This is a genomic window from Kribbella antibiotica, from assembly GCF_004349055.1.
Classification (GTDB): Bacteria; Actinomycetota; Actinomycetes; order Propionibacteriales; family Kribbellaceae; genus Kribbella; species Kribbella antibiotica.
This window is the reverse complement of sequence record NZ_SMKX01000021.1, coordinates 24224-42683: the sequence shown is the minus strand read 5'-3', so window position 1 is coordinate 42683 and position 18460 is coordinate 24224. Positions and strand designations below refer to the sequence as shown.

The 18460-nt window shown below is 67.0% G+C and carries 16 protein-coding genes; 10 read left to right on the top strand and 6 right to left on the bottom strand.

Annotated features, from left to right (window positions below; translation table 11 throughout):
- Positions 1-67: 67 nt before the first annotated feature.
- The 6 genes from E1263_RS09905 to E1263_RS09880 all read right to left on the bottom strand — a co-directional run bounded on the left by E1263_RS09905 (position 68) and on the right by E1263_RS09880 (position 9266).
- Positions 68-2020 carry a heparinase II/III family protein gene (locus E1263_RS09905; RefSeq protein WP_132166912.1) on the bottom strand — a complete coding sequence of 651 codons (1953 nt, stop codon included), beginning with the start codon at positions 2018-2020 and terminating at the stop codon, positions 68-70.
- Entirely contained in the window at positions 2017-4206 is a 2190-nt protein-coding gene (locus tag E1263_RS09900; RefSeq protein ID WP_132166911.1) for a bi-domain-containing oxidoreductase, read from the bottom strand. The genes E1263_RS09905 and E1263_RS09900 overlap by 4 nt, the downstream gene beginning before the upstream one ends.
- A 14-nt stretch (positions 4207-4220) precedes the next feature.
- Positions 4221-6137 carry an asparagine synthase (glutamine-hydrolyzing) gene (gene asnB, locus E1263_RS09895; protein WP_132166910.1) on the bottom strand — a complete coding sequence of 639 codons (1917 nt, stop codon included), beginning with the start codon at positions 6135-6137 and terminating at the stop codon, positions 4221-4223.
- 1 nt (position 6138) lies between these two features.
- Complete coding sequence (locus E1263_RS09890; protein ID WP_132166909.1) at positions 6139-7365, bottom strand: glycosyltransferase family 4 protein; 1227 nt, start codon at positions 7363-7365, stop codon at positions 6139-6141.
- Complete coding sequence (locus tag E1263_RS09885; RefSeq protein WP_132166908.1) at positions 7362-8699, bottom strand: nucleotide sugar dehydrogenase; 1338 nt, start codon at positions 8697-8699, stop codon at positions 7362-7364. Before E1263_RS09885 ends, E1263_RS09890 begins: the two co-directional genes overlap by 4 nt.
- A 99-nt stretch (positions 8700-8798) precedes the next feature.
- On the bottom strand, positions 8799-9266 hold the full coding sequence (locus E1263_RS09880) for an Lrp/AsnC family transcriptional regulator (RefSeq protein ID WP_132166907.1): 468 nt from the start codon (positions 9264-9266) through the stop codon (positions 8799-8801).
- A gap of 71 nt (positions 9267-9337) precedes the next feature.
- Between E1263_RS09880 and E1263_RS09875 the strand changes: the two genes are divergently transcribed.
- From E1263_RS09875 to E1263_RS09830, 10 genes are all read left to right on the top strand, one after another.
- Positions 9338-9892 carry an RBBP9/YdeN family alpha/beta hydrolase gene (locus tag E1263_RS09875; protein ID WP_132166906.1) on the top strand — a complete coding sequence of 185 codons (555 nt, stop codon included), beginning with the start codon at positions 9338-9340 and terminating at the stop codon, positions 9890-9892.
- 101 nt (positions 9893-9993) lie between these two features.
- Complete coding sequence (locus E1263_RS09870; protein ID WP_132166905.1) at positions 9994-11070, top strand: NAD-dependent epimerase/dehydratase family protein; 1077 nt, start codon at positions 9994-9996, stop codon at positions 11068-11070.
- Between the two features lie 2 nt (positions 11071-11072).
- Entirely contained in the window at positions 11073-12305 is a 1233-nt protein-coding gene (locus E1263_RS09865; protein ID WP_132166904.1) for a class I SAM-dependent methyltransferase, read from the top strand.
- A 29-nt stretch (positions 12306-12334) separates the two neighbouring features.
- The gene (locus tag E1263_RS09860; protein ID WP_202868806.1) at positions 12335-13171 is read left to right on the top strand and encodes a glycosyltransferase family protein; all 837 of its coding nucleotides are present in this window, start codon (positions 12335-12337) and stop codon (positions 13169-13171) included.
- Positions 13171-13824, top strand: a complete 654-nt coding sequence (locus E1263_RS09855) for a PIG-L deacetylase family protein (protein WP_132166903.1) — start codon at positions 13171-13173, stop codon at positions 13822-13824. The genes E1263_RS09860 and E1263_RS09855 overlap by 1 nt, the downstream gene beginning before the upstream one ends.
- Positions 13825-13838: 14 nt before the next feature.
- Positions 13839-14975, top strand: coding sequence for a class I SAM-dependent methyltransferase (locus tag E1263_RS09850; protein WP_165956560.1), 1137 nt, complete (start codon positions 13839-13841; stop codon positions 14973-14975).
- 4 nt (positions 14976-14979) lie between these two features.
- Complete coding sequence (locus tag E1263_RS09845) at positions 14980-15528, top strand: dTDP-4-dehydrorhamnose 3,5-epimerase family protein (protein ID WP_132166901.1); 549 nt, start codon at positions 14980-14982, stop codon at positions 15526-15528.
- A complete protein-coding gene (locus tag E1263_RS09840; protein WP_132166900.1) occupies positions 15525-16841 on the top strand; it encodes a glutamate-1-semialdehyde 2,1-aminomutase in 1317 nt (438 codons plus the stop codon). The genes E1263_RS09845 and E1263_RS09840 overlap by 4 nt, the downstream gene beginning before the upstream one ends.
- Positions 16842-16850: 9 nt before the next feature.
- Positions 16851-17501, top strand: a complete 651-nt coding sequence (locus E1263_RS09835; protein ID WP_132166899.1) for a phosphatase PAP2 family protein — start codon at positions 16851-16853, stop codon at positions 17499-17501.
- Positions 17498-18460, top strand: coding sequence for a glycosyltransferase family 2 protein (locus E1263_RS09830; protein WP_132166898.1), 963 nt, complete (start codon positions 17498-17500; stop codon positions 18458-18460). Before E1263_RS09835 ends, E1263_RS09830 begins: the two co-directional genes overlap by 4 nt.

The following is an 18460-nucleotide window of genomic DNA, read 5'->3' as shown; positions in this document are numbered from 1 at the left end:
CCTCCAAGCGAACGAACTACTTCGTGTTCGCAGTAATAGAGGCGCAGGAACGACTGCTGATACACCGTTAGCTGAAACGGAAGATGCTTACTGCCGGTGTTTCGGCGCTGACTCGTCCCGCGCCAACCAGCGTTGTGATGGGGACCTTACGGCCGAATCGCGGTGAGTACCAACCCAGTAGCGGATCGTCACCACCGTGGTGTGCCGTCCAAGTCAATCCCGCCGGCAGCTCCGCAACCGCCGTACCGGTTTCCCACGTCAACCGTGCGGTCGCACCGTCCAGCTCTGCGGTCACATCCGGTCCGAGATGCCAAGCGATCCGTACGTCGGCCGCCGTGTCGAGGTGGTCGTCGACTCGTAGCGTGCGCCCCTCCAGTACGGCGTTGCGCCGGTGCGTGACCGGAGAGTCGCCGACTCGGTACCCGTCGTGCTCCGCATCCCATGTGCCGGTGGAGGCGTCGTACTGGCGGACCTGTCCGGTTGCACCGCGCAGCCAGAGGAACGCACCGCCCCAGATGGACTGCTCGGCGCCGTTCACCTCGACCGTGTTGTGGCCGATCGTGGAGCGAAAGTAGTTCCGCCACTCCTCTTCACCGTGGTAGCAGTACGTGCCTGGGTCGGCGAGGACGTCGACACCGCCAACGCGGACCTCAAGCGACAGTGCGTCACAGTGTGCGTGCGCAGCGATCGAGAGGAAGCCGTGCGGACCTGCGTCACCGCGGGCCCAGATCTCCGGGCCGTCGTCGGTGCTGCGCAGGATGGTCAGACCGGCGTCGTTGAAGTGGCCTGGTCGTTCGGCTGGACGATCGCCTTGTGCACCTTGGAGCAGTGCGGCAACCAGAGTGGACGTAGCGGTCGCCGGGACCTCCGGCCACCACTCCGCCGGGCCTACCGCGGCTGCACCGAGCGCCACGTAGGCAGACCAGCTGTGGATGTTCGGTGGGTCGAGCACCAGCACCATGCCCTCGTCGTCGTCACCCTGGCGGGGCGGACGGAGCGTGCTGTCGACTATGGCTGCCGAGACATCGGCAGTGCGGGTCAGCAGCGCCCAGGTGGACGGGCTGAGCGGATGTCCGGCCAAGTTCGCTTCCAGAGCGGCGTAGAGGCCTAGCTCTGAGACAAAGCGGTGGTAGTCGCTGGCCAGCTCGCGGTTGACGCCGGACGGGAACGTGTTCGCGTCCAGCTCGCGCTCCAGCAGTGCGGCCGCGTCAGTTCGCCACTTGTTGCTCTCGCGGAACCAGGGGAACGCACTGGCGCCGACAAGCTGTCCGGCGGCCTCTGCGATCACATGGTTGTTGGCTGACGAGCCTCTGCTCTGGAAGGCGGCCAGATAGCGCTGGTGCCAGTAGAGCTGGTTCAGTGCGAGCTCGTTGTGCTCGAACAGGTCAGTGATGTCCGGCCAGTCGTTCAGGAGCCGGCGAATCCAGGTCCAGCTGATCAGGCGGATGCCGACCTCGATCCCACTGGCCCAGTGCACACCGGACAGGAACGGGTTCGTGCGCCACCAGTCGGTGAGCTGCTCCGCGACGCGGTCGGCGTACTTGTCGTCGTGGGTCAGGTACCAAGCGGCAGCGAGCTGAGTCAGGTGGTGGTGCCGTGACAGCTCCCACACCTGCTTGATGTTGCCGACCAAGTCCTCGTTGCGGTGGTTCAGCTTGAATGTGTACTGCGCCGGGTCCGAGCGTCGGCCGGTGATCGGGTCGCGGAACCAGTCCGGGTTCACGAGGTCCGTGCGGTCGGTGCCGAGCACCTCGAGGTTGCCGGCCATGATCGCGTCGGCGGTCTCGATGACGGCCTGCCGGGCCGCCTCCGGTACGGCGTCGGCCGCGTGCGGCGGGAGCGTCGTACCGAAGGTGAGGTCCTTGCGCAGGGTCGACGGCGCACTCGGGTCCTGCCCGGGCTTCACCTGCTGGTAAGCCCAGGCCGTCTGCCGTGCGTGGTCGGTGGTGCGCCAGATCAGTTCGGTGGGGGACATCCGGCGGAGCCGCCGGACGTACCACCCAAGGGGCTGACGACTCATACCTTTTCCGGGGCGCCTGACGCCATGCTGCGGTCCACAGCGATGGTGGCGCGAGTGGTGGCGATGAGTGAGTCGAAGCTGATCGGCATCTTGGTGCCGTTCTTGACGGCCTGCACGAAGGCTTCGAGCTCGGCGCGCTGGCCCTTGTCGGTACCGCGGGCCTTCTTGGTCGACGGCTTACGGCCGGTCCACACCGACGCGCTGGCGAAGTTGTCGAGGCGAGCGTTGCGGCCGCCACCGGTGATGTCCAGCGTCTCCTTCGGGAAGCGGGTGTTGCCGCCGGCAACGTAGTTGATGCTTCCGACGGACCCGTTCGCGAACCGGAGCGTGATGACGACATCACCGTGGTCCGGGCCCGGTACGGCGTACACCTCGGTCGGGGTGCTGTCGAGCCACCAGGCGAGGGTGTCGATGAAGTGCCCGCCCTCACCGGCGAACCGGCTGCCTTCCTTGCCCTGGTCGAGGTACCAGCTGGACGGATCCAGCTTGCCGGCGTTGACCAGGTAGCGCAGCGAGTAGTTGCCGCCCGGGTCGCCGAAGCGCGTCTTCAGGTCGGTCAGCAGCGGCGAGAACCGGCGGTTGAACCCGACCATCAGGCGGTCGTTGCCGGTCGCTTCGACGGTCGCCACGATCTGGTCGACCTCGTCGTACGTGAGAGCCAGCGGCTTCTCGACGAAGACTGCCTTGCCGGTCTCGAGCGCCTTGCAGGTGAGGTCGGCGTGCGAGCTGTGCCGGGTCACCACGAAGATCGCGTCGAGGCTGTCGTCGGTCAGCACCTCGTTGGCGTCGGTCGAGATCTGCTCGAAGCCGAACTTCTTCTGCGCGTTCGCGGCCGACAGGCTCTTGTTCGTGGCTACCCGGGCGAGTGTCGCGTTGTCGTTGGTCTGCAGGTGCGGCAGCAGCATGCTGGACGCATAGTTGCCCGCACCGATGAACCCGAGCCGAGCTGCACCACTCGTCGGCCCGCCGGCCGGCTCGCGGCGCTTCGTGGCAATGCCGGAGGCAGCCGCCCCTGAGGTGGGGGAGGTGGTGACGGCTGCCTCGTCGGTGGCGACCTCGGGGTACTCGAAGAGGAAGCCGACGCCCGGCAGCGATCCGCTGCTCAGCTTGGCGTAGGCGTCCGTCGCATCCGCGATGGGGAAGGTACCGGCGATGAGGGACTGGATGTCGATCTGTTCGCGGGCGATCAGGTCGACGAAGCATTCGAGGTTGCGGCGTTCGGTCCAGCGGACGTAGCCGGCGGGGTAGTCGATGCCCTGGAGCTCGTAGCGGTCGTCGTACCGGCCGGGGCCGTAGGAACGGGAGAAGCGGACGTCGAGCTCTTTGTCGTAGTAGGCGTTCCACGGCAGGTCCAGCTTGGTCTTGCCGATGTCTACGACGCGGGCGCGGTCGCGGGCCAACCGGGCAGCCGTTTCGACGGGGCCGTTGGAGGTGCCGCCGGCGGCGAGCAGGATGTGGTCGGCGCCGAGACCATTGGATGCCTCTAGCAACGAACGCTCGAGCGAGGCAACGCCGGCCTCGTCGGGGGAGGAGCAGGCGAGCGCGCCGGCCTTCTCTGCCATCCGGCAGCGATCTTCGACGGTGTCGATACCGAAGACGCGGACACCGGCGGCAACGAGCAGTCGCACGCAGAGCTGGCCGACGAGTCCGAGGCCGATGACGACCGCGGTCTCACCGAGCTGGACCTCCGCCTGGCGCACACCCTGCATGGCGATCGCACCGACCGTGGAGAACGCCGCCTGCTCAGCAGGGACGCCGTCCGGCACCGGCACGCACAGGTTGATCGGCACCCAGTTGTACTCCGCGTGCAGCGCAAACTCGCTGCCTGCGGCAGCGACCAGCTGGCCGACGCTGAACTCTTCGGCACCCGCACCGACCTCAACCACGACCCCACACAGCGAGTAGCCGAGCGGCGTGTAGGAGTCGAGCTTGTTCATCACCTTCTGGTAGGTGCTCTTCAGCCCCTGCTGGGCAACGGTGTCGAGCACCTTCTTGACCTGGTCGGGCCGCGCCTTCGCCTTGCCGACCAGCGAGAGCTTGGCCTCGCCGACCTTCATCAGCTCGGTCCCGGTCGAGATCAGCGAGTACAGCGAGCGCACCAGTACGCCGCCGGGCTGGCACCCGGGCGCCGGTACGTCGAGCACCGCCAGCTCACCGGACTTGTAGTTCTGCGCGACCTGCTTCATATGTCTGTTGTCCTTTAAGAGGTGATGGTCACGCCGAGCGAACGCATGTTGCGCGTCCAGGTCTCCAGCGTCAGCAACTGCCAGATCTGCTTCGAGTAGTCCTCACGCCCGGCCCGCTCGTCGTCGACAAGACGCTGTACGGCGGCCTGTTGCAGGAAGCCACTGCCGACGAGCTCACCACGGAGCAGCGTGTCGTCGACCAGCTCGCGCAGGTCGTTGCGGATCCAGGCCCGCAGCGGAGCGCTGAACGATGCCTTCGGGCGGTAGATGATCTCCTTCGGCAACCAGGCCTCGGCCGCCTTCTTCAGCGCCAGCTTGCTGACCCGGCGGTGGATCTTCTGGCTACCCGGGATCGAGAACGCGGCCCGCGCGACGATCGGGTCCACGAACGGCGTCCGCACCTCGGTGGAGGCCGCCATACTGGCGCGGTCGGTGTAGGTGAGGTTCAGCCCCGGCAGGAACATCCGCGAGTCGGCCAGGCACATCCGGTTCACGTGATCGTCGAGCGAGTTGTCGTTGTAGATGTCGCTGTGCTCGCCGAGCAGCTTCCCGACGTACGGCTCCAGATCCGGGCTCAAGAGTCCGGTCAGCTGATCCCCGTCGTACATGGTGTAGCTGCGCCGGAACGCCTCTTCCTCGGGCAGGTTCGAGAACGTCTCGAACCGCTTGGCCCATCGCGCGTAGCGCAGTCCGCGGCCGCGCACGGTGACCGGCAGACGCCGTACGGCCGGGCCGATCAGGCCGTTGCGCACCACGCCGGGAAGCGACTGGTACTGCGCTCCCATCACACACGCGAGGTGTTTGCGGTAACCACCGAACAGCTCGTCGGCGCCCATCCCGGAGAGCAGGACCTTGACCCCGGCATCGCGCGCGGTGTCGCACATCAGCAGCGTGTTGATCGCGGCCGGGTCGCCGATCGGCTCGTCCAGGATGTCGACGATCCGCGGCAGCAGGTCGACCACGTCCGGGGCGATCTCGATCTCGTGCAGGTCGATGCCGAACTGCTTGGCCACCTTGCGCGCGTAGATCGCGTCGTCCGGCATTGCTTCGAGCTTCTGATCCTCGGACCGGAAGGTGATCGTGTACGAGTCGACGGACGAGTCCATCTGCTTGGCCAGCACTGTCACCAAGCTGGAGTCCAGCCCACCACTGAGGAAGGTCGACACCGGTACGTCGGCCACCATGTGGGCGGCGACCGACTCCTCGATCACCTGTCGCAGATCGGCCGGTGGACCCGCCGCAGCCTCGGTGGCGACGTCGGTGACGCGCCAGTACGTGTCGTGCCGGCTGCTGCCGTCTGGCCGGAACTCGGCCCACGACCCCGCCGGCAACTTCTCGACACCGTCGATGGCACAGCGCTGCTCAGGCAGCCAGTAATAGAGCATCGACGAGATCAGGGCACCGGGCTCGGTCCGCAGTTCGGGCCCAAGAACCGTGACCAGCGCCTTCAGCTCGGACGCGAAGACCACACCGCCCTGGCGGCGCAGGTAGAACAGCGGCTTGATGCCCAGCGGGTCGCGGGCCAAGAACAGGCTGCCGCTCTCCTCGTCGAGCATCGCGAACGCAAACATGCCACGGAATCGCTTGAGCGCATCCGGACCCCAGCGGCGCCACGCCTCCAGCACCACCTCGGTGTCCGAGTTGGTCCGAAACGTCACACCGGTCTTGGCCAGCTCGCTGCGCAGTTCTTTGTAGTTGTAGAGCTCGCCGTTGTAGCAAAGCGTCAGTCCGCGCTTGCTGAACGGCTGGTCCGCACCGGACGTCAGATCGATGATGGACAGCCGCCGGTGCGCCAGTACGGCGAGGACGTCGTCCTCCTGGAACCGGTACACCGCAGTAGCGTCCGGACCGCGGTGTGCGATCCGGTCGCTCATTGCCTCGGCCAGTGCCAGCCCGTCGCGCTGCTGGTAGCAGCCGGCGATCCCGCACACGTCAGGAACCCGTGGCCCGGACGACGCTGATCGGCGTCACGTGGCCGGTCAGCTCCTCGAACACGCCCAGGTATGCCTTCTGCTGGTGCTTCCAGGCGAGCACCTGCTCGACCCGCTCGCGGCCGAACCGGCCCATCCGGCGCCGCGCGACCTCGTCGTCGAGCAGGTCGACGATCGCCTGCCCGTACTTCGTGACGTCGTTCGGCTCGACGTAGACGGCGGCCTCGGCGGCCGAGACCTTGGTCTCGATCAGGTCGAAGGCGACGACCGGCAGCTCGAACGCCATGTACTCCATCGTCTTGTTCATCGTGGAGACGTCGTTCAGCGGGTTCTTCGGGTCCGGCGACAGGCCGAGGTCGGCGGTCGACATCACCGCGCGGACGGTCTCGTCCGGCACCCGGCCGGTGAACTCGATGTGCTGCTGCAGCCCGAGCTCGTCGCGCAGGGCGACCACCTCGTCGTACGAGTCGCCGGCGCCCATCAGGGTGAACTTGATGTCGGTGCGGCCGAGCTGGTTGACGATGTGGTCGGCCGCGCGGACGACGATGTCGACACCGTCCTGCGGGCCCATCACACCGATGTAGGTGACGAGGTACTTGTGCCCGTCACGCAGCGAGTCGTCAGCCTGCACCCGCTGCAGCTTCTCCGGGTCCGGACCGGTCCGTACGACGGTCACGTCGTGGTTGGCCTTGCCGCTGCGCGTGATCGCGATCCGCCGGTACGAGTCGTTGGTCGACGTCACGTGGTCGGCGGTCCGGTGCGTCATCCGCTCGAGGAACCGCAGGCCCTTGTACGGAAGAGACGTCGTACCGCCGAAGCGGGACTGGAACAGCTCGGGGCACAGGTCGTGGTGGTCGAAGACGAACTTCGTCCGGTCCAGCTTGCGCAGCAGGATCGCGATCGGCCAGAAGATGTCCGGCGGGTTGCAGGCCTGCATGACCTGGAAGCGGCCTGCTTTGCGGGCGCGCAGCACCAGCAGCAGCGTCATCAGGAACGAGTACGCGTACTCGACGATGAAGCCGGCCTTGCTGCCACCCGGCGCGTAGGCCTTGTACTGGTGGACGGCGACACCGTCGATCACCTGGTACGCCGGGTCACCCGGACCCTTCGGGCAGACGACAGTCACGTCGTACCCGGCGCCCTTGAGCGCCTTGCACTCCTCCCAGACCCGGCGGTCGAACGGAACCCACAGGTTCTGGATGATGATCAGAACGCGGGTTGCGCTCACCAGCCCACTCCTTCGTATCCGGGCAACGCCTCGACGCTGTCGCCGAGGCGGCCGCTGAGGTCGATGGTTCGAGCCGGCGGAGCCGCCAGCAGGGCGTCGACCGCCGCCTTGTCGGTGGCGCTCACCAGCGCGACGTCGGCACCGCGGAGCGCGGCGGCCGGGTCGTCGGTGAGCACGCGCTGCAGGTGCGGCAGCTTCGACTCGACGTGCCGCAGGTTCGCGCCGACCAGGCGGCTCGGGTTCACGATCGCGTCGTAGATGCGCAGGTTGTAGCCCTTGCCGATCAGCCGCTCGGCGAGCTCGACGTTCGGGCTCTCGCGCAGGTCGTCGGTGGAGACCTTGAAGCTCAGACCGAGCAGTGCGACCTCGCGGCCGGGACCGGCGATGACCCGGTCGACGATGTCGGAGATCGAACGCTCGTTGGTGGCCAGCGTGCCGGCCAGCAGCGGCAGCTCGGTGTCGTTGACCCGGGCCAGGTGCAGCACCGACCGCAGGTCCTTCGGCAGGCACGAGCCACCGAACGCGAACCCGGGCTTCAGGTAGTACGGCGAGATGTTCAGGCTGGTGTCCTGGACGAACAGCCGCATCACCTCGCGGGAGTCCACCTCGTAGTTGCGGAAGATCCGGCCCATCTCGTTCGCGAACGCGACCTTCGTGGCGTGGAACGCGTTGCAGGCGTACTTGAGCGCCTCCGCGGTCCGCACCTCGACGACCTGAACCTCTTGACCAAGACTGCTATTCATCAGGAAGGCGAACAGCTCACTCAGCTGAACGCCGACGGTCGGGAACTCGGTCCCGACCACCACGAACGGCGGGTCGTAGAAGTCGGCCAGTCCGGATCCCTCCCGCAGGAACTCCGGGCACATCGCCGTACCGAACGTCAGTCCAGCCGGCGGCGGCACGTCAGCCAGCACCTTCGCGACCACCTCGTCGACCGTGCCCGGAGGCACCGTCGACCGGATCACGATGCTGTGGAACCCCGACTCCGGCGGTACGACGACGTGCGCGGCCTCCGCGATATCGCGGACCGCGCGCTTGATGTACGTCAGATCGGTACTGCCCGCCGGTGTCGACGGCGTCCCTACACAGATCAGTGACACATCGGCACGATCCAGCGCGAGCCGAGGATCCGTGGTCGCATGCAGCCGACCAGCAGTCACCCCGTCCGCAACCAGCTCGTCCAGGCCGGGCTCGACCACTGGACTGTGGCCTTCAGTGATAGGACCGACCTTCGCGGTGTCGACATCAACACCCCACACGTCATGCCCGGCCGCAGCCAGACATGCCGCAGTCACCGACCCCACATACCCAAGACCGAATACGGCAACCTTCATAACGCCCCCCACAGGCTCAGAACACGGCAGCGCACAAAAGAGCAGCCACCAGCCCCCGCTGATACACCCGAACCAAAATTTCGCCGAAAGTATCCTGGGTCACAGGGGGAGCGGCTTGGGTGGGTAGGTGTCTAGGACTAGGGAAGTGCTGGCGGGGCCGAGGCGGCCTACGGTGTCGACTACGCGTTGGAGGGTGGCGGTGTCGGGGGTGTGGACGTCGAGGAGGAAGCAGTCTTCGCCGGTGAGGCGGTAGGCGGCGGTTACCTCGGGGATGTCCTGGAAGAGGGCCAGGGCTTGCGGGATTTTGGCGTGGGTGGTGCGGAGCCTGATCACGGCGTGGATGGTCAGGCCGACCTGGTGGGGGTCGACGACTGCTGTGTAGCCCTTGATGACGCCTTGGCGCTCGAGCCGCTGGATCCGGGCGGAGACTGCGGGCTGGGAGAGGTTCACCTGGCGTCCGATGTCGGCTCCGCTGAGCCGGCCGTCGTACTGAAGGATGGTCAGGATCTTCCGGTCGATGTCGTCCAATGAATCCGTCCTGTCCGGCGCCGGGTGCTTCGGAATCATCGGGACGGCGGTGTCGCGATGCGCGGATCCGTCACGATGGCAGCTCGACCGACCGACGAGGGGACTCGCGCATGCATTACATCATCGTCCCGGGCTGGAACGGCTCGGATTCCGCGCACTGGCAGTCGATCTGGGAGGCAGGCTGGTTGCCTGGTGCAACCCGGATCGCACCGGCGTCGTGGACCCACCCGGAGCGGGACGACTGGGTCGACGCCATCGAGCGGTCTGTCCGCAAGTGCGATGGCGACGAGGTGGTGTTCGTCGCGCACAGCCTCGGCTGTTACGCCGTCGCACACTGGCTCGCCGCGACTGCGAGCAGTGATCCGGTCCGCGGCGCCTTCCTGGTCGCCCCACCTGACCAGCACGCCGAGACGTTCCCCGGCGAGCTCCTGTCGACCTTCCTGGACTCGGAGCCGATGGCGGCCAGTGTTCCCGCCGTACTGGTCGCGAGCGACAACGACCCCTACTGCTCGATCGATGCCGCTGCGCGCATAGCTGATGACTGGCAGCTACCTCTCGTCGCCACCGGCGAGCTCGGCCACATCAACTCCGAGAGCAACCTGGCGGACTGGCCCCTCGGCCAGCGTCTCCTCACCAGCTTCGTCGCCGGCCTCGGACGCCGCTGACACGCCTGCCGGTAAAACCCGATCCCGATCGGCTGTATCAGGACGGCTCGAAGCTGATCTGTAGAGGCGACAGGGGAGTGTCGGGGTGAGGGAGCGTACGGATGAGAGTGCTGGTCACCGGCGATCGGGGTTATATCGGGGCCGTCATGGTGCCGTTCCTCCGGGATGCGGGACATGTGGTCGACGGGTTGGACACCGGGCTGTACGAGGGGTGTGACCTGCTGGGTGGGCCGGAGCCGATCGGCGACCGGAAGCCGCGGGACATGCGGGACGTCACGGCGAAGGAGCTCGAGGGGTACGACGCAGTGGTCTGTCTGGCCGCTTTGTCGAACGACCCGCTGGGCAACCTCGACAAGGAGGCGACGTACTCGGTCAACCTTCGGGGCACGCTGAATGTCGCGCAGGCGGCCAAGGACGCCGGTGTCGAGCGGTTCCTGTTCGCGTCGAGCTGCAGCCTGTACGGCGCGGCCGGGTCCGAGGCGGTCGGCGAGGACGCCGAGATGTTCCCGGTGACGGCGTACGGCGAGACCAAGGCGCTGGCCGAGCAGGAGCTGGCGAAGCTCGCTGACGACAACTTCAGCCCGACGTACCTGCGCAACGCCACCGCGTACGGCGCCTCCAAGCGCCTGCGGCTGGACATCGTTGTGAACAACCTGACCGCGATCGCACTGACCACCGGCCAGGTTCGGTTGGAGAGCGACGGCACCCCGTGGCGGCCGCTCGTCCACATCGAGGACATCAGCCGCGCGTTCGCCGAGGTGCTCGAGTCGCCGCGGGACCTGATTCACGACGAGGCGTTCAACGTCGGTCGGTCCGAGGACGTCGTCCAGGTCCGCGACATCGCCGAGATGGTCCGGGAGGTCGTCCCGAACTCGACGCTGTCGATCGCTGACGGCGCCGGCCCGGACCTGCGCAATTACAAGGTCGACTTCAGCAAGCTGAACAACACGTTCCCGGGCCTCAAGCTCGAGTGGACGGTCCGCAAGGGCGTCGAGGAGATGTACGCCGCCTACCAGCAGCACGGCCTGACGTACGACGACTTCACGTCGGCGCAGTTCGTTCGCCTGCGCCGCATCGAGCAGCTGCTCGGCGCCGGTCTGGTCGACAGCCAACTGGTTCGGCAGACCGAGGACCAGTTCCCCGGCCCGCTGGCTGACATCTACAAGAAGGGCAACTGACCATGGCTCAGACCGTTGCCTGCCGCCTCTGCGGCGAAGACCTGAACCGCACCTTCGTCGACCTCGGTATGTCGCCGCCGTGCGAGAGCTTCCTGAGCGCCGACCAAATCGACGCGGGGGAGACCTTCTACCCGCTCAACGTGCGGATCTGCGACAACTGCCTGCTCGTCCAGCTTCCGGCGTACGTCGCGGCTGACGATGTCTTCTCCGACTACCTGTACTTCTCGTCGTACTCGACCAGCTGGGTGGAGCACGCCCGCAGGTTCGTCGTCGACATGCAGGAGCGCCTCAACCTCGGCGCGGACAGCCTGATCGTCGAGGCTGCCAGCAACGACGGCTACCTGCTGCAGCACGCGGTCGCTCTCGGCATCCCGGTGCTCGGCATCGAGCCGGCCGGCAACATCGCCGAGATCGCGAACGAGAAGGGCATCCGGACCGAGAGCTACTTCCTCGGCGAGGCGACCGGCACCGACGCGGCGGCCCGGCACGGCAAGGCCGACCTGGTTGCCGGGAACAACGTGTTCGCGCATGTCCCGGACATCATCGACTTCGCCAAGGGCCTGCGCGCGCTGGTGAAGGACGACGGCCTGGTGTCGCTGGAGTTCCCGCACCTGCTGCGGCTGATCGAGCGTCGTCAGTACGACACGATCTACCACGAGCACTATTCCTACCTGAGCCTCAAGACCGCCTCGCTCGCCCTGGAGAAGGCCGGCCTCAAGGTCGTCGACGTCCAGGAGCTGGCCAGCCACGGCGGCTCGATTCGCGTCTTCAGCACGCCCATCGAGACGGCGGGCGAGCCGACGGAGCTCGTCGGCAAGGTTCTCCAGGACGAAGCCGACGCCGGCCTGCACACGGTCGAGGGTCACGCGGGCTTCGCCAGCGAGGTCTTCACGATCAAGGCCGAGCTCGTCGAGTTCCTGATCCAGGCGCAGCGCGACGGCAAGACAGTCGCCGGGTACGGCGCTCCTGGCAAGGGCAACACGTTGCTCAACCACTGCGGGATCCGCGAGGACCTGTTGCCGTACACGGTGGATCGCAGCCCGCACAAGCACGGGCTGTTCCTGCCCGGGACGCACATCCCGATCCACGCGCCGGAGCACCTGGCCGAGACGCGGCCCGACTACATCCTGATCCTGCCGTGGAACCTGCGCGACGAGATCGTTCACCAGCTCGGCTATGCACGGGAGTGGGGCGCGAAGTTCGTCGTACCCATCCCGCGTCTTGAAGTCATCTAAAGAAACGCAGTGGGGGGAAGGAACCAAAGATGAAGGTCGTGATCTTCTGCGGGGGCTTCGGGCTGCGGATGCGCAGCGGCGTGGACTCCGCACCGAAACCGATGATGACGATCGGCGATCGGCCGGTCCTGTGGCATGTGATGCGGTACTACGCACACTTCGGCCACACCGAGTTCATCCTGGCGCTGGGCTTCGGGGGCTCTGCTGTCAAGGAGTACTTCCTGCGCTACGAGGAGACGGTCTCCAACGACTTCGTGATGACGAAGGGCGGGCAGCGGATCGAGCTGCTCGACTCCGACATCAGCGAATGGAAGATCACCTTCGTCGACACGGGGATCGACACCAGCATCGGTGAGCGCTTGCGCCGGGTCCGCCCGTATCTGGAGGACGACGACGTCTTCCTGGCCAACTACGGTGACGTGCTGACCGACGCGCCGATGGACAAGATCGTCGACCACGTGCTGGCCAGTGACGTGACGGCGAGTCTGCTCGCGGTCCCGCCGCAGGCGTCCTTCCACGTGGTCGAGTTCGGGACGGACTCGCGGGTCACCGGGCTGCGGTCGGCGGCCGATCTGAACGTCTGGATCAACGGCGGCTACTTCGTGATCAAGAAGGAGATCTTCGACGTCCTGCACGAGGGCGAGGATCTGGTCGGCGACGCGTTCCCGCGGCTGTCCGCGGTCGGCAAGCTCGAGGCGATCCCGCACCACGGGTTTTGGGCGCCGATGGACACCCTCAAGGAGCGCAGCCAGCTCGAGGACCTCTACCGTTCCGGCAAGAAGCCGTGGGCGCTGTGGGCGCACGAGAACCGTGAGCAGCAGCACCAGGTGCTCGACGCTGGCGACCCGGTCGTGGTGGCGCTCTGATGCTTCCGTTCCAGCTCGGCCTGATCGACGGGCCGGTCCACATTGTTGCCCTCGGCGCCCATCCGGACGACATCGAGATCGGCTGCGGCGGCACGCTGCTCAAGCTGGCCGAATCGGTCCCGGAGCTGACCGCCGAGTTCGTGATCGCGACCGGTACGCCGCTTCGTCTCGAGGAGGCCCGCCGTGGCGCGGAGCTGTTCCTGCCCGAGTGCGAGGTGACCGTCACGTCGGCCGAGCTACCGGACGGGCGCCTGCCCGCGCACTGGAACGAGACCAAAGACTTGCTGGAGGCAACCGCTCGCGGCGCCTCCCGCCAGCCGAGTCTCGTGCTGGCACCGAGCAAGCACGACGCACATCAGGACCACCGGCTGATCGCCGACCTGGCTCCGACGGTGTGGCGCAACCACCTTGTTCTGCACTACGAGATCCCGAAGTGGGACGGCGACCTCGGCCGGCCCTCGCTGTACGTCGACCTGACCGAGGAGCAGATGCACGAGAAGGTCGTGCGCCTGCACAAGGCGTACCCCTCGCAGGTTCCGCACGACTGGTTCGACGAAGAGACGTTCACCGGACTCGCCCGGCTGCGCGGGATGGAATGCCGGGCCCGGTACGCCGAGGCCTTCACGACCGGCAAGGCGATGCTGACATGGTGACTGGGGGAGACGCAGTGACCAAGAAGACCAGCACAGTTAGCTGCCGCGGCTGCGCGAGCGCGAACGTCGTACAGGTTGTTGATGTTGGCGACCAGCCGACCGCCGACCTCTTCCCGACCGTTGACACGCCTGGTCCGGATCCGCGTCACCCGCTGTCGTTGTGGCTGTGCCGCGACTGCACGCTGGTCCAGCTCGGCCCGGTCGAAGCGCAGATCGCCGAGGAGCCGCTGGCGGTCGAGTCGGCGACGAGCCTCGCGCACGCCGAGTCGTCGGTGAAAGAGATCCTGCGCGACTTCCCGGAGCTTGCCGGTGGTGTGGTCTTCGAGTTCGGCAGCCCGCACGGCGGCTCCTGGCTCGACCACCTGTACGCCGCTGGGTCGCGCCTGGCCGGTGCCGGCGAGAAGGCCGACCTGGTCGTCGACGTCCACGGCATCGTGCACTCCGAGCACTTCGGCGAATCGTTCAAGCTGCGGGCTGAACGACTCGCGCCCGGCGGTCTGCTGGTGATGGAGTTCCACCACCTGCTGCCGCTGTTCGTCGGCAACCAGTTCGACACGATCCGGCACGGCCACTGGTCGTACCAGTCGTTGCGCGCGGTCGGGAACATCGCCAAGCTGAACGGCCTGACGGTCGAATCGGTCAGGCAGGTGGACATGTACGGCGGCAGCCTGATGGTGATGCTGCGGCACACCGCCGACGCCAAGCCGGATGCCTCCGTCGACGTTGTCCTGGCCGACGAAGAAGCCGCCGGCATCGCGGACGAGATCCAGCTGGCCAGTCTGCAAGAGGCTGCGTGGCACGCAGCCGGTGCGCTGCACGCAGAGCTGACCCGGCACAAGGCCGCCGGTCGCAAGGTCCTCGGGTACGGCGCTCCTTCCAAGGCGCCGGTGCTGCTGGATCTGAGCAAGGTCGGCACCGACCTGCTGGAGTTCACCGTCGACAAGGCGCCGGGTAAGCACGGCCGCCGGATCCCCGGTGCCTGCATGGTTCCGATCCGCCCGGTGGCGGAACTGAAGGCTGCCCGGCCGGACGTCGTACTGGTGCTGACGTGGGATATCGCCGAAGAGGTGATCGCGCAGCTCGAGGCCGACGGTGGCTGGGGTGCGACGTACCTGGTCCCGCTTCCCGAGCCGCACGAGCTGAGGCGATGAGCTGATGCAGGTAGAACAAGTTGCCGGTATTGCGGGTGCGTTGATCTTCCGGCCGACACCGCATGTGGACGAGCGTGGGTTCTTCTCGCGGACGTTCGATCGCGACGTTCTGAAGAACGCCGGGCTCGACCCGGATGCGTTCGTGCAGGACAGCATCTCTCGCTCTCGCCGTGGCGTCGTCCGGGGAATGCATATCCGTGCGGGGCTCGGCGAGGCCAAGCTGGTTCGCTGCTCGTACGGCGCGGTGCTGGACGTGGTCGTCGACCTGCGCCCGGACTCACCGACGTACCGGCAGCGCGAGACGTTCGACCTGACCGGCGAGAACCAGGTGACGGTCTACGTGCCGGCCGGGTGCGCGCATGGGTTCCAGGCGCTGACCGAGCCGGCCGACGTGTCGTACCGGATCGACCGCGCGCACGACCCGTCCGAGGACATCTCGATCCGTTGGGACGACGCGGATCTGGATATCCCGTGGCCGCTGCCGGTGACCCTCATGTCCGAGCGGGACCTGGCAGCACCGTCTTTGGCGGCAGCGATTGCGAGGCTGAAATGACCAGATCTTTCGAGAAATCCATCGCAGCCAACGCGCGGCTGCACAAGGCGATCCCGGGTGGCGCGCACACCTACGCCAAGGGTGACGACCAGTACCCCGAGGACATGGCGCCGGTGATCGAGCGCGGTGCCGGCGCGCACGTCTGGGATGTCGACGGCAACGAATACATCGAGTACGGCTCCGGCCTGCGCGCAGTCAGCCTCGGCCACGCGCACCCGCGCGTCATCGAGGCAGTGCGCGGTCAGCTGGAGCGCGGCAGCAACTTCGTCCGCCCGAGCATCCTCGAAGCCGAGGCCGCCGAGCGGTTCCTGGCCTCGGTGCCCACGGCAGACATGGTGAAGTTCGCCAAGAACGGTTCCGACGCGACGACCGCCGCGGTCAAGCTGTCCCGCGCGATCACCGGCCGGGCCCGGGTCGCGATCTGCTCCGACCACGCGTTCTTCTCCACCGACGACTGGTTCATCACCCGGACCCCGATGGCGGCCGGCATCCCGGACGCGATCGGCGACCTCACGGTGGGCTTCCCGTACGGCGACCTGGCCGCGACCGAGGAACTGCTCCGCCGGTACGACGGTGAGATCGCGTGCGTGATCCTGGAAGCGGCGACCGCTGAGGAGCCCCCGGCCGGGTATCTCGAAGGTCTGCGAGACCTTGTGCACTCGTACGGCGCGCTGCTGGTCTTCGACGAGATGATCACCGGATTCCGCTTCTCCGAAGCCGGAGCACAGGGCGTGTACGGCGTAACGCCGGACCTGTCCACCTTCGGCAAAGCACTCGGCAACGGGTTCGCCGTATCGGCGCTGGCGGGTAAGCGCGAGTTCATGGAGCGCGGCGGTCTGCGCGACAACCACGAGCGCGTCTTCCTGCTGTCGACCACGCATGGCGCCGAAACGCATTCACTCGCCGCTGCGATGGCGGTCATGGACGTGTACGCCGAAGAGGGCATCGCAGCGCGGTTGTACGAGCGCGGTGAGAAGCTCGCGGCCGGCGTGCGTGAGGTGGCGCTGGCAGCCGGGGTCGAGGACCACGTGCTGGTCCGCGGCCGGGCGAGCAACCTGGTCTTCGCGACGCTGGACGAGAACTTCGCTCCGTCGCAGCCGTACCGGACGCTCTTCCTACGCGAGCTCATCCTCGGTGGGGTCATCGGCCCGTCGTTCGTGGTGAGCAGCGCGCTGACCGACGCGGACATCGAGAAGACCGTCGAGGTGGTCGCGCAAGCCTGCACGGTTTACCGCAAGGCCCTCGAGGCCCAGGACGTCTCAGCCTTCCTGCCCGGCCGTCCGGTGCAGCCCGTCTTCCGCAAGTTCGCCTAGAGGAGCAGCGTGAGTTCGAAGTTGTCAGCGGTCCACCGGTGGGCACTCATTTGCCTGGCGGGGTTCCTGGCATTGGCGGTGTTCGTCACCGTCGAACCGACCGACAGCTTCGACCGCATGTTGCGGGAAGTATTCCGGCCCGATGACGTCTGGGGACCGTGGCAGTGGGTCTTCGGCAACGTCGTCGACGGTGCAGGCCCACCGGTCGCCCTCGCCGCGCTCGCGGTGGCCGGTGTGGTCGCATCGGTACGCCGGAAGTCCTGGTGGCCGGTGTTCTACGTCGGCCGGCTCGCTGTGGTGACCGTGGTGATCACGCAGGTCACCAAGGCCCTCTTCGGCCGACCGGATCCACACAACGACGTTGGCATGTTCAACGGGTCCTACCCGTCGGGTCACATGGTCATCCTGCTCAGCTGTCTGGGCGGGATTCTGCTCGTTTGGCGGCAGCGTCCGCCGCTGTGGTCCTGGTGGCTGGTGCTCGTGGCCGAGCTGACCATGGGCTTCTCGCTGCTGCTGCTCTCCATGCACTGGTTCACCGACGTGATCGGCGGCGGACTCCTCGCCGTACCGATCATCGTCGTCGCGGCCTCGCCGCGGTTTCTCCGTCCGGTCCACCGGACATCGTCTACGGCCGTCGACTCGGTTGGGAGCCACTCATGACACAGCCCAGACTCAGCATCGGCCTACCGGTCTACAACGGCGAGGAGTACCTCGTGCAGTCACTGGACGCGGTGCTCGGCCAGACGTACACCGACTTCGAGCTGATCCTGTCCAGCAACGCGTCCACCGACGGCACTGACGACATCTGCCGGGACTACGCGGCCCGCGACGAGCGGATCACGTTCTACCGCCAGGACCACAACGTCGGGGCCGCACCGCACCATGACTTCGTTTTCCAGAAGAGCCACGGTGAGCTGTTCAAGTGGGCTTCCGGTGACGACCTGTGGGGCCGGGACTTGGTTGCCAAGTGCATCGAGCTGCTGGATGCGAACCCGGACGCCGTCCTGACGCACACCTACACCGCTGCGATCGACGGCGAGGACAACGTCATCCAGGCGCTGAAGTACCCACTGCACACCGACGCACCGGATGCGCCGGAGCGGCTGCGCAGCCAGTTGCGCGACGCCGACCTGCCCGGTGCGATCCAGGCCGACGACTTCTACGGTGTGATCCGGTCCGACGTGCTGCGCAAGGTGAAGCCGCACGGCAGCTTCTACCACGCGGACCAGGTGTTCATGGCCGAGCTGGTGCTGCACGGTCGCTTCCTGCAGGTGCCGGAGTGGCTGTACTTCCGCCGCCACCACGACGGCCGCGCGCTGCAGGCGAACCCGACGATCAGCAGCTGGTCGCGCAACCTGGACCCGAAGCGCTCCAACAAGCTGGTGCACCCGCCGGCCCGGTTGGTCGCCGAATACATCCTCGGCTACTACGCCGCCGTACGGCGGGCTCCGCTGAGCGCAGCGGACAAGCGCGCGTGCCGGCGGCACATCCGCGACTGGCTGACCAGCCGCGTGACCCGTCGGCTCCCCGGCGCTGAGCGGCCGGAGCCGATCCAGCACTTCGGTGCCATCGACAGCTTGTCGGTCCAGGCGGTCGTCGCCGGATCTGAAGGGCGCTGA

Bases quoted from the DNA above. Each gene is read 5' to 3' on its own strand.
- E1263_RS09905 (WP_132166912.1), bottom strand. From the start codon at position 2,020: ATGAGTCGTCAGCCCCTTGGGTGGTACGTCCGGCGGCTCCGCCGGATG.
- E1263_RS09900 (WP_132166911.1), bottom strand. From the start codon at position 4,206: ATGAAGCAGGTCGCGCAGAACTACAAGTCCGGTGAGCTGGCGGTGCTC.
- E1263_RS09885 (WP_132166908.1), bottom strand. From the start codon at position 8,699: ATGAAGGTTGCCGTATTCGGTCTTGGGTATGTGGGGTCGGTGACTGCG.
- E1263_RS09880 (WP_132166907.1), bottom strand. From the start codon at position 9,266: ATGATTCCGAAGCACCCGGCGCCGGACAGGACGGATTCATTGGACGAC.
- E1263_RS09875 (WP_132166906.1), top strand. From the start codon at position 9,338: ATGCATTACATCATCGTCCCGGGCTGGAACGGCTCGGATTCCGCGCAC.
- E1263_RS09870 (WP_132166905.1), top strand. From the start codon at position 9,994: ATGAGAGTGCTGGTCACCGGCGATCGGGGTTATATCGGGGCCGTCATG.
- E1263_RS09865 (WP_132166904.1), top strand. From the start codon at position 11,073: ATGGCTCAGACCGTTGCCTGCCGCCTCTGCGGCGAAGACCTGAACCGC.
- E1263_RS09860 (WP_202868806.1), top strand. From the start codon at position 12,335: ATGAAGGTCGTGATCTTCTGCGGGGGCTTCGGGCTGCGGATGCGCAGC.
- E1263_RS09855 (WP_132166903.1), top strand. From the start codon at position 13,171: ATGCTTCCGTTCCAGCTCGGCCTGATCGACGGGCCGGTCCACATTGTT.
- E1263_RS09845 (WP_132166901.1), top strand. From the start codon at position 14,980: ATGCAGGTAGAACAAGTTGCCGGTATTGCGGGTGCGTTGATCTTCCGG.
- E1263_RS09840 (WP_132166900.1), top strand. From the start codon at position 15,525: ATGACCAGATCTTTCGAGAAATCCATCGCAGCCAACGCGCGGCTGCAC.
- E1263_RS09830 (WP_132166898.1), top strand. From the start codon at position 17,498: ATGACACAGCCCAGACTCAGCATCGGCCTACCGGTCTACAACGGCGAG.